Here is a 15,920-nt window from a genome sequence, read left to right as displayed (position 1 = left end):
GATATCTGGCTGTTCACGAACTATGCCTCGCAAAACCCGGGAACGGTCTATTACGATAACTTTACAATAGAAAAGATAAATACGACGACTGCGAAAAGTGTTGTGGCATCTAAACCCAATTCATTTGATCTTTATCCTAATCCTAGTTTTGATATTGTTACTTTGAATAATTTAGAGGAAATTCAAATCAAAGAAATTTATATTTACGATATCACGGGAAGATTAATTAAAAATATTAAACCTAAAATAGCACAAACAGATTTAAATGTGACAATAGATTTATATGATTTTACCGAAGGATATTACATCCTTACTATTCTCGATGTAAATGGTGAGAGGTATCAAAAAGAACTTTTAATTAAATAATACTATTTAAAACTATAAATGGTCTTAGTGATAATAGGGAATAATAAATCTAATAAAGAAGTAGTGACCGTTATTTTTTTCAATTGATTTATATGATTAATGGAGTGTGTGTCACTTGCAATAAAATCAATTAAATTTTCCTTGATCAAATGAATTGCTACTTTATTTACATCTTTACCGTAATAATTGCTTAAGGATAACATATTTAATTGAAAGAACACACCATTTTCCTTTATTCTATTCAGTTTTTTTAATTTACTATGAAAATACACATAACGCTCTGGGTGCGCCAAAATGGTAGAGTAATTTGTACTTTTTATTTTTTTTACGGCTTCGTCAAAATTAATGGAGGCTTGTAAATAAGACATTTCTACCAATAAGTAATTTTTAGCTAAAGGCATAATATTCTTTTCTTCAAGAATTTTTTCAAAACCAGAATCGATCATATGTTCTGCCGCAGCCTCAATATGTACGTGCTCTAAATTATTCATTTTTAAAGCATTTTTTAGTAGTGATAGAGAGCTGTTAATAGAATTGGGGTTGTTAGGGTGGTAATTTTCCATTATATGCGGAGTACATATAAAATCGGTTACTCCAAAATCATTGAAACCTTTTATAAGTTCAATTGAATTTTCAACGGTTTTTGCGCCATCATCTATACCAGGTAAAATGTGATTGTGAATATCTATAAATCCTTCTAAATGATCAATTAAGAAATGTTTTTTAGAGAAAAAGCTGAACATAAATTGAAATTAGGTTTTTAGTTATTTGAGGCTTTATTTTAAAACAAAGTTACTATTTATTACCATTATAGTTATTTAAGAAAACTTCAATATCTAATTGGCATTCTTTTATCAACAGTATGCTACCACATCTCTATAGCAATTAGCTATTTAAGTCATATATTATCTTAAACAAGCTGTTTAAAATATAGCCAGGTTTTTTATTGGCACCGCCAAAAGGTACAATACTCCTAGACTTGCCTCGAAATAAAATGATAATATCTTTGAATGCATCATGGGCTTGCCCTGAGGTGTTTTACTTAAGTATGTAATTGTCTAGACCCATACCAAGAAAAAAATTCTCCGTCAACTAATTCTACTTCCGTATTGTTAAGAAATTTCTTGATTGTATTTAGGTGTACTTCTTTAAAAGGATAAGGTTCTGATGATAATAATACCACATCAGGATTGTGTTCTCTGATTTCCTCTAAAGTTATGATAGGGTAGCGCTTTTGGTTTGCGTATGTATTGATGTATCCACATCGGTGAAGTATGTCGCTAATATAGGTATCGCCACCTACGGTCATAAATGGGTCTTTCCAAATTAAGTATATGGCTTTTTTCTTAGGTTTCTTTGGCTTTAAGTTGTTGATTAATAGATCGGTAATTTCAGAAGCTCTAGTAGCACGATTTGTTATTAAACCAATTTGCTCAATCATTTTTAGACTATCGTCAAAAGTTTTTACATCACTTACCCATACTGGAACAGATGAGCTTAAAAATGATATTTGTTCTTTGTTATTCTCTTCTTTGTTCGCTAGAATTAAATCGGGATGTAAATCTAGAATTTTTTTCAAATTCAAATCTTTAGTTCCTCCGATCATCTGTTTTGTGAGATATGGCTTATTAGGGTGTATGCAGAATTTGGTGCAGCCAACCACATTATCGCCCAACCCTAAATCAAACAATAATTCTGTAATAGAGGGTACTAGGCAAACTATTCTAGATGGAGTGCTGGGAATATTAATTAGAGTTCCTAGTTGATCAGTATACATCATTTGTAAAGCACTAAAAAAGAATTTGTAAATCTACCATTTTTATAAGCCACGTATTAAGGTGATTAATAATCATATCTGTAAAATGTCAATTCTTTAAATTTTGAATCAATAATTATTAATTAATCATATTATGGGACTGGAATCGATAAAAATTTAAAAAATACTAAATTTAATCTCTATTTTCGTAGTCCGCAAAATTGTTGTTGCAACATCAAAAAAAGAAGTGAGAACAATTTTTGTAGCAAGTTGGAATACTATGAATTTTATAAATCCATCTAACGGAAAAACAAACTGAGCATTCAAAATGAACGATACTATTCAAACCCCTTATAAACCAATTAATCATATACGAATTGTTACCGCGGCATCCCTTTTTGATGGACATGATGCAGCTATAAACATTATGCGTAGAATTATTCAATCTACTGGATGTGAGGTTATTCATTTAGGACATAACCGTTCGGTACAAGAAATTGTTGATTGTGCTATTCAAGAAGATGTACAGGCAATTGCAATAACTTCTTATCAAGGCGGGCATGTTGAGTATTTTAAATATATGTATGATTTGTTGAAGGAGAGAGGGGCATCTCAAATTAAAATATTTGGCGGCGGCGGCGGTACTATTCTTCCTGAGGAAATTGAAGAACTACATGCTTATGGTATTGAAAGAATTTATTCGCCCGATGATGGTCGTGAAATGGGACTTCAAGGCATGATCAATGACCTCATAGAAAAAAGTGATTTTGCGGTAGGAGAAATTCTTGCTCAAGAATCAAAAGATTTAGAACAACTTAGTTATGCAGATATAGCAAAACTTATTTCTTGTGCCGAGAATTTTCCGCAAAAACATGAAGATGTTTTAAATAACATCAGACAAAAAGTAGAAACCAAAAAAATTGCTCCTGTTTTAGGTATAACCGGTACGGGAGGTTCAGGAAAATCTTCTTTGGTAGATGAATTGGTTCGTCGTTTTCTTGCCGATTTTGATGATAAAAAGATTGCAGTAATCTCGGTAGACCCGTCCAAAAGAAAAACTGGTGGGGCGTTATTGGGAGACCGTATTAGAATGAACGCAATTTTTAATGATAGGGTGTACATGCGATCTTTGGCTACGAGACAATCAAATTTAGCATTGTCCAAGTATGTAAAAGATGCCGTAGATATTACAAAGGCAGCTGGTTTTGATCTCATTATTTTGGAGACCTCAGGTATTGGGCAGTCCGATACGGAGATTACCGAACATTCTGATGTGTCTTTATATGTTATGACTCCTGAATACGGAGCAGCTACACAGCTTGAAAAGATTGATATGCTTGATTTTGCCGATTTAATCGCTTTAAACAAGTTTGATAAACGAGGAGCTTTAGATGCTTTACGAGATGTAAAAAAGCAATACCAACGTAATCATCAGTTGTGGGAGACTCCCGCAGAAGAACTTCCGGCTTACGGCACCATTGCTTCTCAATTTAATGACCCGGGCATGAACCAGTTGTACAGGGCCGTTATAGATACTTTGGTGAACAAAACGGGAGCAGAAGATCTTAGGTCTAGTTTTCAAAGTTCAAGAGAAATGTCCGAGAAAATCTATATCATCCCGCCAAAGCGTACCAGGTATCTTTCTGAAATAACCGATACTATTCGAGATTATAATGAAAGGACCGAAGATCAAAAAGCTATTGCCCAAAAACTATTTAGCCTTACAGAATCAGCTGAAATACTAAAAGACAAAGATGATGTATTAAAAGCTATTGAAGCTGCGAAGGAAGAACTGCGATTAGACCTTGACCCACACAATCAAAAAATAATTGATGAGTGGAATGAGAAGAAGGCTAATTATGAAGGAGAATTTTTCACCTATATAGTAAGAGGTAAAGAGGTGAAGGTAGCAACCACGACAAAATCTTTATCCCAGACACAAATACCAAAAGTAATCTTACCAAAATATGAAGGTTGGGGAGATATCCTAAAATGGTCTTTACAGGAAAATGTACCTGGAGAGTTTCCTTTTACATCGGGCGTTTTTCCTTTTAAAAGACAAGGGGAGGATCCAACCCGAATGTTTGCAGGGGAAGGCGGACCTGAAAGAACGAATAAGCGGTTTCATTACGTTTCTAAAGGATTGCCTGCAGCTAGGCTGTCTACGGCATTTGATTCCGTAACCTTATATGGCGAAGACCCTGGAAATCGTCCTGATATTTATGGTAAAATTGGTAATTCTGGTGTAAGTATTTGCTGTTTGGACGATGCTAAAAAACTATATTCAGGTTTTGATCTATGTGCGCCCACAACTTCTGTTTCCATGACCATTAACGGACCTGCAGCTACTATAGCAGCATTTTTCATGAACGCAGCTATTGATCAGCAATGTGAAAAGTATATTAAGGCCAATGGATTAGAAAATGAAGTAAATAGAAAAATTGACGCAATTTATAGTAAGTTAGGTGCTAAGCGTCCTGCCTATTCAGGAGAACTGCCAGAGGGTAATGATGGTCTTGGTCTATTACTTTTGGGTGTGACCGGTGATCAAGTATTAAAGGCTGATATCTATGAAGAATTAAAATCGGCAGCATTGTCTAAGGTTAGAGGTACGGTACAAGCGGATATTTTAAAAGAGGATCAGGCACAAAATACCTGTATTTTTTCAACTGAATTTTCATTACGTTTAATGGGTGATGTACAACAGTATTTTATTGATCAAAAAGTGCGTAATTTTTATTCGGTCTCCATTTCTGGATATCATATTGCAGAAGCTGGTGCAAACCCTATTAGTCAGTTGGCTTTTACGCTTGCAAATGGCTTTACTTTTGTAGAATACTATATTTCTAGAGGCATGCACATTGATGATTTTGCGCCAAATCTATCTTTTTTCTTTAGTAACGGACTTGATCCTGAATATGCCGTAATCGGTAGAGTGGCACGTAGAATTTGGGCAAAAGCCATGAAGTTGAAATATGGGGGTAATGAAAGATCACAAAAATTGAAATACCATATTCAAACATCTGGTCGCTCTTTACATGCCCAGGAGATAGATTTTAATGATATTAGAACTACGTTACAAGCACTTTACGCTATTTATGATAATTGTAATTCTTTGCATACCAATGCTTATGACGAGGCAATTACCACACCTACGGAGCATTCTGTACGAAGAGCGATGGCAATACAATTAATAATTAATAAAGAGCTTGGGTTGGCTAAAAATGAGAATCCTATGCAGGGATCTTTTATAACGGAAGAACTGACCGATTTGGTGGAAGAGGCCGTTATGGTTGAGTTTGATAGAATTACCGACCGTGGCGGAGTTCTTGGGGCAATGGAAAGTATGTACCAACGTAGTAAAATTCAAGAAGAGAGTCTTTATTACGAAACTAAAAAGCATACGGGTGAATTGCCTATTATTGGGGTAAATACATTTTTGTCTTCAAAAGGTTCACCTACCGTAATACCTGATGAAGTTATTCGCGCAACAGAAAATGAGAAGAAGGTTCAGATCAGTAATCTTCAAGAATTACAGCAAAGAAACGCTGCAAATGCAGAAGTATCATTAAAAAAATTACAAGATATTGCCTTAAAGAATGAAAATACTTTTGAGCAATTAATGGAAACAGCTAAATACTGTTCTTTAGGGCAAATTACACATGCTATGTTTGAAGTAGGAGGACAGTATCGTAGAAATATGTAGCTATTTTAAGGTTTATACGTTGCTACTGATATCCTGTTTTCAAAAATTAAAATCACATTGTTTGTTGTAATCTCTTAACTGACACCTACTTTTACATAAAACGAATATCATGCTGCATTTAAAACTTGCTACTGATCCGCGCTGGGTCAATATTGTTGAGAAAAATCTAGAAGAGATTTTAACTGATCATGCATGGTGTGAACAGAAAGCGGCAACCAATGCCATTACTATAATTACACTTAATTCTGAATATCCTGATTTGGTGACTGATCTGCTTCTTCTAGCTCAAGAAGAATTAGTGCATTTTCAAATGGTTCATAATATAATCAAAGAAAGGGGTTATACACTGGGTAGAGAGCGTAAGGACAGTTACGTGAACGAGTTGTATAAGTTTATGAATAAAGGAGGAAGCCGATTGCAGTCTATGGTAGATAGGCTGTTATTTTCTGCTATGATAGAGGCAAGAAGTTGCGAACGCTTTAAATTACTTTCAGAACAAATTAAAGACCCTGAATTAGCTGAATTTTATCGAGATTTAATGATTAGCGAAGCGGGTCATTATACCATATTTATTGGTTTTGCCCGTAAATATGGTCAAGATGTTGATGTAGATAAACGTTGGCAAGAGTTAGTTGAATTTGAAGCAAAAGTAATTCAGAATTACGGTAAGGACGAAACCATACATGGTTGATCTATAGTATTGATATTTTATTTCCCGATACAAAAATTAGCAAATATATTTCCCAATAATTCGTCATTGGTAACTTGCCCGGTAATTTCCCCTAAATGGTAAAGTGCTTCACGAACATCAATTGCCATTAAATCGCTAGAAAGTTCTGCTTTCATGCCAAATTGTACTTTTTCTATCTCTTCTAATGCTTTTAACAAAGAGTCGTAGTGGCGTGTGTTGGTAACTATGGTTTCGTTATTGCGTAATGCACCGGTATTTACAAATTCTAGAAGGCTATTTTGTAAATCTTTTACACCTTCACCTGTTTTTGCAGAAAGGTATTTTACATCATTTAAATAGGTGCCTATTTTATTTTTATCGTCTTCGGAAAGGGTATCGGCTTTATTAACTAGTAGAACTAAAGGTTTTAAAGGATTCTTGTTCTTTATTTTTTCAAAATCTATAACCGTGTTTTTTAACTTTTGGTCATCCGCCAAAAGCTTTGATCCATCAACAAGTAATAGAATAACTTGTGCCTGTTCTATTTTTTCAAAGGTTTTTTTAATACCCATACCTTCAACAATATCTTCGGTTTCTCGAATTCCGGCGGTATCAATAAATCTAAATCCTATACCTCCTATGGAAATTTCGTCTTCTATAGTATCTCTGGTAGTTCCTGCTATATCTGATACCAAAGCACGTTCTTCATTTAAAAAGGCATTTAAAAGAGTAGATTTACCTACGTTTGGTTCACCAACGATGGCAACTGGTATTCCATTTTTAATAACATTTCCTACGGCAAAGGAATCTATTAAGCTTTGTAGAACTTTTTGAATACGGGTCAGTAATTCCTTAAATGCGGAGCGATCGGCAAACTCTACATCTTCTTCAGAAAAATCGAGTTCCAATTCAATCAAAGAAGCAAAATTCAACAATTCTGTACGTAGCTGCTTTATCTCGTTACTGAATCCGCCGCGCATTTGTTGAACTGCAATTTGATGACTGGCCGCGTTATCACTCGAAATTAAATCGGCAACAGCTTCCGCCTGGCTTAAATCCATCTTACCGTTTAAAAAGGCCCTTAATGTAAATTCGCCTGCATCTGCCGTTCTACAACCGTTTCTAAGAAACAATTGAATAATTTGTTGTTGAATATAAGGAGAGCCATGACAGGATATTTCTATGACGTTCTCCCCGGTATAAGAATGCGGATTTTTAAAAATTGAAACAAGTGCTTGGTCCAAAACATTCTCTCCATCCTTAATATAGCCTAAGTGTATGGTATGGCTTTTTTGATTTTTTAAAATCTTACCGGAAACTGATTCAAATTGTTTAGAGGCGATGGTAATTGCATCTGCACCTGAAAGCCTAATAACCGCAATAGCTCCTGCGCCTGCCGGTGTTGCTAATGCTATAATAGTGTCTGTTTGAATCATGCTGCAAAAATAATCAATTATTACTGTTGTAGTTTTCTTAATTTATCGCGATTTTATTTTCGGTATATAATTATGTATTAATTTCGCATGCAATAAAATGTATATTAAATATGAAAAAAGTAATTCTATTGTTGGCGTTCATGTTTGTTGGTGCTATAGCCGTTGCCCAAGATAATGCCCCTGAAACATCTGAGGAAGTTTCCGTAAATTATGATAACGAGTTGGAGCAGGTGAAGAAAGATGTTGAGGATGCTAAAGCCGAAGCTAAAAAAGCAAAAAAGGAAGCTGCTGAACAAAAGAAAAAAGATGCCGCAAAAAAGAAAGAAGAGAAGCTAAAAAAACAAATTAAGGCAAAAGAGAAATCTATTTCTAGTTCAGAGAAACAAATTGAGAAGTTAAAAGGACAGCTAGAAAAAGGGAAGGTAAAAGGTACATTGTCTCCGGTTGATATTCAGAAAAAAGAAGATAAGATCGCTAAGAGTCAAATGAAGATTATGAAAGAGCAGGAAAAACTTAAAAAGTTGAACAGAAAACTATAATTTTCCTAAAATTTGTAACAAATTGAGCGTTTGTGCGTCATATTTATAGTATTCATCATTAAATCAATCAAAAATGGAACTAGTAAATAAAAACGCAGTAGTTGTTCGTGAAGACCGTAATTTGTTGGTCATTACACATTTGTCTCAGTATTTAGATTTTATAACAGGTTTTGGCGGACTTATAGTTCCGCTAGTTATTTGGCTAACTACCAAAGATTCAGTTATAGGTATGGATGAGCATGGCAAATCTGTTATCAATTTTCAGTTATCTTTAATATTGTATTTGGTAATTGGTATTCCTGGTATATTGTTATTTGGGCTTGGAATATTGTTATTGATCTTTGCAGGTATTTTGTCAATCGTTATGCCGGCCGTCAATGCTATAAAAGCTAGTAATGGAGAATCACCAAGTTATTTTGGCACTATAAGATTCATATCTTAATTAGATTATAAAAATAAAAAAAGGGTCAGTTTTTTAACTGACCCTTTTTTAGTTTATGAGTATTTGGTATTAACCGTTAAGCATTACCGGCATTACCAGCATGGTTACAAATTCACCCTCGTCTAAGCCATCTGTTGGTGTCAAAATACCTGCACGGTTTGGTAAACTCATTTCTAAAGAAACCTCATCTGAACCTAAATTGTTCAGCATTTCAGTTAAGAATCTAGAGTTAAAACCAATTTGCATGTCATCACCTTGGTAAGAACACGTTAACCTTTCTTCTGCCTTGTTAGAGTAATCTAAATCTTCTGCAGATATATTCAATTCTGCCCCGGCTATTTTTAAACGTATTTGGTGTGTCGTCTTATTTGAGAAAATAGAAACCCTTTTAACTGAACTTAAAAACTGATTTCTAGCGATCGTAAGTTTGTTCGGGTTCTCCTTTGGTATAACCGCTTCGTAATTGGGGTATTTACCATCAATAAGTCTACAGATAAGTTCGGTTTCGTCAAAGCTAAACTTCGCATTACTTTCATTATACTCAATAAGAACATCAGACTCGCTACCTGCCAATATACCTTTTAACAAAGTCAAAGGTTTTTTAGGCATGATAAATTCCGCTACCTGAGAAGCCCTAACATCTGTACGTTGATATTTAACCAGTTTATGTGCGTCTGTAGCAACAAACGTTAAGTTCTCTGGAGAAAATTGAAAGAAAACTCCGCTCATTACAGGTCTTAAATCGTCATTACCTGCAGCAAAAATTGTTTTGTTGATTGCTGTTGCCAAGATATCGCCAAGCAAGGTCGTAGAACTTGGACTCGTCAATTCTACAGCTTTAGGAAATTCGGCTCCATCGGCATATGCAAGGGCATATTTACCATGGTTAGAGCTAATTTCTACCGTATTGTTATCCTCTACTACAAAAGTAAGAGGTTGTTCTGGAAAAGTTTTTAAAGTTTCTAAAAGCAATCTTGCCGGTACAGCTATAGTACCTTCGTTGTCAGAATCTACTTTTATAACTGAACTCATAGTGGTTTCCAAATCGGAAGCAGAAACGGTCAGTTTGTCCTTCTGCAAATCGAACAGAAAATTATCCAATATCGGTAATGTATTACTGTTGTTGATTACACCTCCTAATATTTGAAGTTGTTTTAGCAAATAGGTACTTGAAACTATAAATTTCATTCTTTAATTTTTATTGATATTTCTCCTGAAATTCTCAAGGGAAATAGGTTTAAACTCCTTTTTAGTTGGCAGTTTTCGTTACCAACAAAGATATTTTAATTGCCCTTTTTAAGGAAACAAACTTATTAACAGTTTGTTATTGCTCAAGGTAGTGTATATTTCTAGTTATTAATAAGTTAACATGATAATATTTGTGTTTGTCTATTAGTTATTAACTTTTGCGGATCTTAATTAATTTAAAAATAAGCCTAATTTCTCAGGTGATCATATTTGCTTCATTATTCAAAATCTATCATTATAGTATCCCTATAATCTAAACCTAATAATGTAGAAGCACCACCTACTGTGGTAAGATTACTTTTGTAAATGGCCAATTCAATATAATTGGATGAATTAAATATTGCCAAAAGGTCACCTGCACTTTTGCGTTGGTTCTTTTCTAGACTGTAATCTATAAATTCATTATAAGCTCTATGAATCTTTGTTATTTTATGATTTCGTGCCAAAACGGTATAGTCCCTGCCTTTTCTGTAGGCATCGAACAAGTTTTTACGAATATTGGTAATTACATTTCCATAGTTGTCAATATAGATAACACTACCAATAATTTTTTTGCCGTCTTCTACAATTCTAGGAGCAAATTCTCTTAAATCGTTAAGTTCGGTAAAAGGTTTGCCAACTAATTCCAATGTGCCGCCACGAGCTATATGGCAGGCAACTTGTATAAAAACATTTAAGACGGGAAAAGAGTTGGCAATAGAATCAGGTAAATTTATTTCAAATACTTTTTCAGGAGTCATTTCAGAAGTGATGAGCCCAATGACACCAGTGTTTGCACCAATAAAATAGTGTCCGTTGATTAGAGCGACAATGTGCTTGTTTTCTGGTGTTTCTTCAGAATCCACACCTACAATATGTATAGTTCCTTTAGGAAAACTGTTGTAAGAGTTAGAAAGAATATATGCACACTCTTGAATGTTAAAAGGCATGATATCATGCGATATATCAACAATTTTGGCATCGGGCAATTCTGTGTATATGGAGCCTTTTAAAACAGCTACAAAGTGATCTTTTAATCCGAAATCTGTTGTGAGGGTGATAATTGCCATACAGCAATGTTGATATGTTTTTGGTTAGTCGAATTTAAAATTTGCTTAAATTTGATATACAAAATTAAACAAAAAACAGCGATTAGAAACTAATCTTCGCTAACTATAAATCATTATAAAACCGACTGTTTGAACGAGATAATTCTAGAACTTACCGAAATAAGCCCAAGAGAGTTTTTTGGGCAGCAAAATGAGCATATTGATTTATTAAAAAAATACTTTCCTAAATTGAAAATTGTTGCCCGTGGTAACAAGATCAAAGCTTTTGGGGATGAAGAACTTTTGGAAGAGTTTGAAAGGCGGTTCGATTTGCTGACGCAACATTTCATTAAATACAACAAATTAGACGAAAACAGCATAGAAAGAGTGTTGACAAGTTCTGAAGATGAGGAACTAAAATCATCTAAGAATAGCGGAGAAACATTGGTTCATGGTGTAAGCGGCAGGTTAATAAAAGCACAGACTGCCAACCAACGTCGTTTGGTAGACGCCTCTAAAAAGAACGATATGGTTTTTGCCATTGGTCCGGCCGGTACCGGTAAGACCTACACTGGTGTTGCGCTTGCCGTTAAGGCCTTAAAAGAAAAACAGGTAAAGAAAATTATATTGACCAGGCCTGCCGTTGAAGCCGGTGAAAATCTAGGTTTTTTACCGGGTGACCTTAAAGAGAAGCTTGACCCTTATATGCAACCATTGTATGATGCCCTAAGGGATATGATCCCTGCGGAGAAGTTGGTACATTATATTGAAAATGGTACCATACAGATAGCACCAATGGCATTTATGCGTGGTAGAACTTTAGATAATGCCTTTGTAATTTTAGATGAGGCACAGAATACTACCCATGCACAGATGAAAATGTTCTTAACAAGAATGGGTAGAAACGCCAGATTTTTAATTACCGGTGATCCCGGGCAAATAGATTTACCTAGAAGAACAATTTCCGGTTTAAAAGAAGCTTTGCTAATTTTACAAAATGTACCAGGTATAGAGATTATTTATCTAGACGATAAAGATGTAATTCGTCATAAACTGGTTAAAAAGGTTATTGAAGCATACAAAACTATAGAACACCACAATTAAGAATTAACATGTCAAAGAATACTATTTACGAAACCGAATTTAATTTTCCGGGTCAAAAGAACGTCTATAAGGGCAAAGTAAGATCTGTGTATACTTTAGAGAACGATATGTTGGTCATGGTGGCAACCGATCGGTTGTCTGCGTTTGATGTGGTAATGCCTAAGGGAATACCTTATAAAGGGCAGATTCTAAATCAGATCGCGACCCAAATGATGGCTTCTACCGAAGATATCGTGCCTAATTGGTTATCGGCCACACCTGATCCCAATGTTGCCGTTGGTGTTGCTTGCGAGCCATTTAAAATTGAAATGGTAATCCGTGGCTATTTATCTGGTCATGCCGCTAGAGAATATAAACTTGGAAAAAGATCGTTATGTGGTGTTGCTATGCCCGATGGACTGAAAGAGAACGATAAATTTCCAAAACCAATTATTACTCCTGCCACCAAAGCGGAAATGGGTGATCATGATGAGGATATTTCCAAAGAGGATATTCTTGGTAAAGGCATAGTTTCCGCAGAGGATTATGCGCTGCTAGAAAAGTATACTTATGCGCTTTTTCAAAGAGGAACGGAAATCGCTGCCGAAAGGGGCTTGATACTGGTGGATACCAAATATGAATTCGGAAAGACAAAAGATGGTGAAATTGTTTTGATAGATGAGATACATACCCCGGATTCTTCTAGATATTTTTATTCACAAGGGTATCAGCAAAGACAAGAGGCCAATGAACCTCAAAAACAACTTTCTAAGGAGTTTGTAAGGCAATGGCTTATTTCAAATGGTTTTCAAGGTCTAGAAGGACAAACCGTTCCTGAAATGTCCGATGAATATATTGAATCCGTATCTGAACGTTACATTGAGCTTTACGAACACATTACGGGCGAAACTTTTGTAAAAGCCGATACTACCCATATACACGACCGGATCAATAGAAATGTTTTAAATTATTTGGAAAGCCTTTAAGTTTATCTAAGCAAATATTTGAGGGAAAAGTTTTTCTTTTCTTTTAACCGAGAGGTAATTTTTAAAAAGGCGACGGCTGTTATGTAGGCGTCGCCTAGTGCTGTGTGCCTATCTTTTCTAGAAATAGAGAATTTTTCGGCAAGTTCGTCCAAGGTGTAATTTGGTTTTGGTTGTACCAAGTAAGATTTTATGAGCGTTTTTTTATAAATGACTCCGGTATCAAGTACCGTATTTTTTAATTTAGGTAAACCATGTCTCTCTAGAGCGTTGTTTAGCATGCCTATATCAAAACCTGCATGGTGTGCTACAATAATGGCGTTGCCAACGTAGGCCAAAAACTTTTCAAGAGCCAAAATTTCACTAATACATTCTCGTTGTCCATTTTTTAATAGACCGTGAATGTGCACCGTCTCTTTACTGAATTTTTCTTGTTCTAAGTAGCTATCGAAAACTTCTTGAACCGAGATGGTCCCATCTTTGATTTTTACGGCGCCAATTGAGAGTATACGATCATCTTTGAAACTAAACCCTGTAGTTTCTGTATCCAAGACAACAAAAGTTAATTCCTTAAAATTTTTACTTTGTGTTTCCTTAAAAAGATTCTCATAGTTTTTCCAAAAAGTGGGTAGGTTTTTAGATGTTCTATTAAATAATCCCATTAGCCTAAAATATTTGTGATCTTAAAACGAAGTGTAATTAATTCCTGTATCTCTTTAATAGCTTTAAAGGTGCGCTTTAATTTCATTTTTTCTTGCTTGCTCAATTGATCCAATTGAATGAACCTGCCCGAATCATGATTGGCCAAGCCCTGTCTTGTTCTAAATTTCAATAAAGCTTTTGTGGCATAAGAGCAGGCCATATACAATTCTTTGTTGTTAGGTTCAAGTTCCGCTAATTTTTCATAGCGTTCCCAAGTGTTGCTAATTGCCTTAACGGAATGTGATAGTATTAAAACACGCGCAGCATCTACCAAGGGTCTTAAAGCCCTACTTTTTAGGTCAAAGGAATCTTTATGTTGCCCATCTTGTTCAACAACAAATTGCCTAAAAAAACCTGTGGGTGACGGACTTTGAAGTGCTCCATTTGCCAAATGCACTAAAAATATAGGATAGTTCTTAACGGTTCTAAAAATATGGTCGGACATGTTGTCCAAAAGGCTTCTTTCGCCGTATGCCAAACTGTAATCAAAAAAAATAGACGACATCAGTACTTCGTTTGGTCCGGGGTTGCCGATCCAGTAGGATAGCTTATTTTTCCATTCTTCTAAACTTAGGCACCATTTTGGGTTAGAGGCCATCATATCTGCAGGGCAATACTCATAACCAATGGTGTTCAATCCTTTGGTAACATGTTTGGAAAGTTCAAGAAAATAAGTGGTTGTTTTTGGTAGGTCTTCTTCCGGTACATTTTCAAACACCAAGGCGTTGTCTTGATCGGTATGTAAAAGTTGCTCGCTTCTGCCTTGGCTTCCCAGCGCAAGCCATGCAAATTTAACGGGTGGGGGCGAGTCCATTTTGGCAAGAGAAATTTCTACTACCTGTTTTATACACGTGTCGTTTAGTTCGGATATGATTTTGGCAATTAATCCCAACGGAATGTTTTGCTCCAGATAGCCGGTCAAAAGCACCATAACACTTTTGCGTATCTGCTTAATCTTTTTAATTCTAGAGGTGCGTTTTATTGCTTTTACCAGTACTGCGGGATTATCACCTAAAGAAACCATTACATCATGCTTGGACAGGATGCCCAATGCTGATGAATTTGGCGTACCGTCTTCGGTGATGACCAAGTGGCTAATGTTACTTTTCATCATAGCCATTTGTGCTTGGGTAATGGTCAGGTTTTTTGGGTAAGTGATGACCGGTGTGGTCATTATTGATTTCACAGAAGCCGATATGGGCTGTTCTCCAGATATTACCTTGTTTCTAAAATCTTTATCTGTTATAATACCTACGGGCAACTCATTAGTAGTAATCAATAATGATCCAATATTCTTTTTGGTCATCATATCGGCAGCCTTTTTAATAGTGGTTCTTGTGGAGCACGTCACTAATTTCTTTGAGTAGCTGGCCAACTGTAAATCTGGCAGTGCTATTTCTTCGGTGAGCTCTTCTTGATCTTCATTATCGTAAAGCTGTCCTTTTTGACTTTTTGCGTATGGATTACGGGTGTTACTGGCAAAACTTTCCATTAGAAATATAGTTACCTGATCGTTCTGTTTTGCAATCGGTTTAAAAATATCTATTGGAATTGCATATAGAATGCACTCTTCATGCGCTCTAGCTTCTAATTTATAATTTTCATTGGCGAAAAGCGGGCGTAAACCGAAAATATCTCCTTCATCACAGTAATCTACAATATTTGAGGTTGACGGATTGTTTAAGGTAACGGCTCCTTTATGAACCACATAAAAATGAGAATGCTGAGGTTCATCTATAGTGAAAATAATACTGTTCTTTTCTTTATAGATGATAAGTACCTGTTCTGCCAACTGAAAGAGAGATTTGCTGTCAAGAACATTAAACGGAGGGTAGTTCTTAACAAAATCGGCTACCCTTTCAGAAATCAGATTTTTCATAAATTAAAGTTAGCTGAATAATTGCGGATTTAAAAGATTCAGGTGCATATGAAAATATTAAATAAACTGAGGCTTGTTATAG

Annotated in this window: 14 protein-coding genes; 7 read left to right on the top strand and 7 right to left on the bottom strand. The window is 35.4% G+C overall.

The window, feature by feature from the left end:
- The coding region (locus PXC01_RS14775) for a T9SS type A sorting domain-containing protein (RefSeq protein ID WP_276473060.1) at window positions 1-366 on the top strand (366 nt) is incomplete at its 5' end.
- A 2-nt stretch (window positions 367-368) separates the two neighbouring features.
- Here PXC01_RS14775 and PXC01_RS14770 read toward each other — a convergent pair.
- Window positions 369-1,109 carry a tyrosine-protein phosphatase gene (locus tag PXC01_RS14770; RefSeq protein ID WP_276473059.1) on the bottom strand — a complete coding sequence of 247 codons (741 nt, stop codon included), beginning with the start codon at window positions 1,107-1,109 and terminating at the stop codon, window positions 369-371.
- Window positions 1,110-1,408: 299 nt separating this feature from the next.
- On the bottom strand, window positions 1,409-2,146 hold the full coding sequence (locus tag PXC01_RS14765) for a helical backbone metal receptor (protein ID WP_276473058.1): 738 nt from the start codon (window positions 2,144-2,146) through the stop codon (window positions 1,409-1,411).
- A 304-nt stretch (window positions 2,147-2,450) separates the two neighbouring features.
- On the opposite strand from PXC01_RS14765, the gene PXC01_RS14760 reads away from it, so the two are divergent.
- Together PXC01_RS14760 and PXC01_RS14755 are read left to right on the top strand one after the other, a co-directional pair.
- Complete coding sequence (locus tag PXC01_RS14760; protein WP_276473057.1) at window positions 2,451-5,828, top strand: methylmalonyl-CoA mutase family protein; 3,378 nt, start codon at window positions 2,451-2,453, stop codon at window positions 5,826-5,828.
- 109 nt (window positions 5,829-5,937) lie between these two features.
- Window positions 5,938-6,519, top strand: coding sequence for a MiaE family protein (locus PXC01_RS14755; RefSeq protein ID WP_276473056.1), 582 nt, complete (start codon window positions 5,938-5,940; stop codon window positions 6,517-6,519).
- Between the two features lie 17 nt (window positions 6,520-6,536).
- Here PXC01_RS14755 and mnmE read toward each other — a convergent pair whose 3' ends face one another.
- A complete protein-coding gene (mnmE, locus tag PXC01_RS14750) occupies window positions 6,537-7,934 on the bottom strand; it encodes a tRNA uridine-5-carboxymethylaminomethyl(34) synthesis GTPase MnmE (RefSeq protein WP_276473055.1) in 1,398 nt (465 codons plus the stop codon).
- 110 nt (window positions 7,935-8,044) lie between these two features.
- Here mnmE and PXC01_RS14745 point away from each other — a divergent pair, with 110 nt between their 5' ends.
- A complete protein-coding gene (locus tag PXC01_RS14745; RefSeq protein WP_276473054.1) occupies window positions 8,045-8,473 on the top strand; it encodes a hypothetical protein in 429 nt (142 codons plus the stop codon).
- 73 nt (window positions 8,474-8,546) lie between these two features.
- Window positions 8,547-8,915, top strand: a complete 369-nt coding sequence (locus PXC01_RS14740; RefSeq protein WP_276473053.1) for a DUF4870 domain-containing protein — start codon at window positions 8,547-8,549, stop codon at window positions 8,913-8,915.
- Between the two features lie 69 nt (window positions 8,916-8,984).
- Here PXC01_RS14740 and dnaN read toward each other — a convergent pair whose 3' ends face one another.
- Together dnaN and PXC01_RS14730 are read right to left on the bottom strand one after the other, a co-directional pair.
- Complete coding sequence (dnaN, locus tag PXC01_RS14735) at window positions 8,985-10,103, bottom strand: DNA polymerase III subunit beta (RefSeq protein ID WP_276473052.1); 1,119 nt, start codon at window positions 10,101-10,103, stop codon at window positions 8,985-8,987.
- A gap of 278 nt (window positions 10,104-10,381) precedes the next feature.
- Window positions 10,382-11,212, bottom strand: coding sequence for an SAM hydrolase/SAM-dependent halogenase family protein (locus PXC01_RS14730; RefSeq protein WP_276473051.1), 831 nt, complete (start codon window positions 11,210-11,212; stop codon window positions 10,382-10,384).
- A gap of 129 nt (window positions 11,213-11,341) precedes the next feature.
- Here PXC01_RS14730 and PXC01_RS14725 point away from each other — a divergent pair, with 129 nt between their 5' ends.
- Window positions 11,342-12,295 (top strand): PhoH family protein, encoded by a 954-nt coding sequence (locus PXC01_RS14725; protein ID WP_276473050.1) that lies wholly within the window; start codon window positions 11,342-11,344, stop codon window positions 12,293-12,295.
- An 8-nt stretch (window positions 12,296-12,303) separates the two neighbouring features.
- The gene (locus tag PXC01_RS14720) at window positions 12,304-13,260 is read left to right on the top strand and encodes a phosphoribosylaminoimidazolesuccinocarboxamide synthase (RefSeq protein ID WP_276473049.1); all 957 of its coding nucleotides are present in this window, start codon (window positions 12,304-12,306) and stop codon (window positions 13,258-13,260) included.
- 2 nt (window positions 13,261-13,262) lie between these two features.
- On the opposite strand, the gene PXC01_RS14715 is transcribed toward PXC01_RS14720, so the two are convergent.
- Together PXC01_RS14715 and PXC01_RS14710 are read right to left on the bottom strand one after the other, a co-directional pair.
- Window positions 13,263-13,919 carry a 3'-5' exonuclease gene (locus tag PXC01_RS14715; RefSeq protein ID WP_276473048.1) on the bottom strand — a complete coding sequence of 219 codons (657 nt, stop codon included), beginning with the start codon at window positions 13,917-13,919 and terminating at the stop codon, window positions 13,263-13,265.
- Window positions 13,919-15,838, bottom strand: coding sequence for a DUF294 nucleotidyltransferase-like domain-containing protein (locus tag PXC01_RS14710; protein WP_276473047.1), 1,920 nt, complete (start codon window positions 15,836-15,838; stop codon window positions 13,919-13,921). The genes PXC01_RS14715 and PXC01_RS14710 overlap by 1 nt, the downstream gene beginning before the upstream one ends.
- Between the last annotated feature and the right edge of the window lie 82 nt (window positions 15,839-15,920).

This window comes from Maribacter huludaoensis (genome assembly GCF_029350945.1).
GTDB lineage: Bacteria > Bacteroidota > Bacteroidia > Flavobacteriales > Flavobacteriaceae > Maribacter > Maribacter huludaoensis.
The sequence above is the reverse complement of the archived record's forward strand: the minus strand, read 5'-3'. Positions and strand labels throughout refer to the sequence as shown.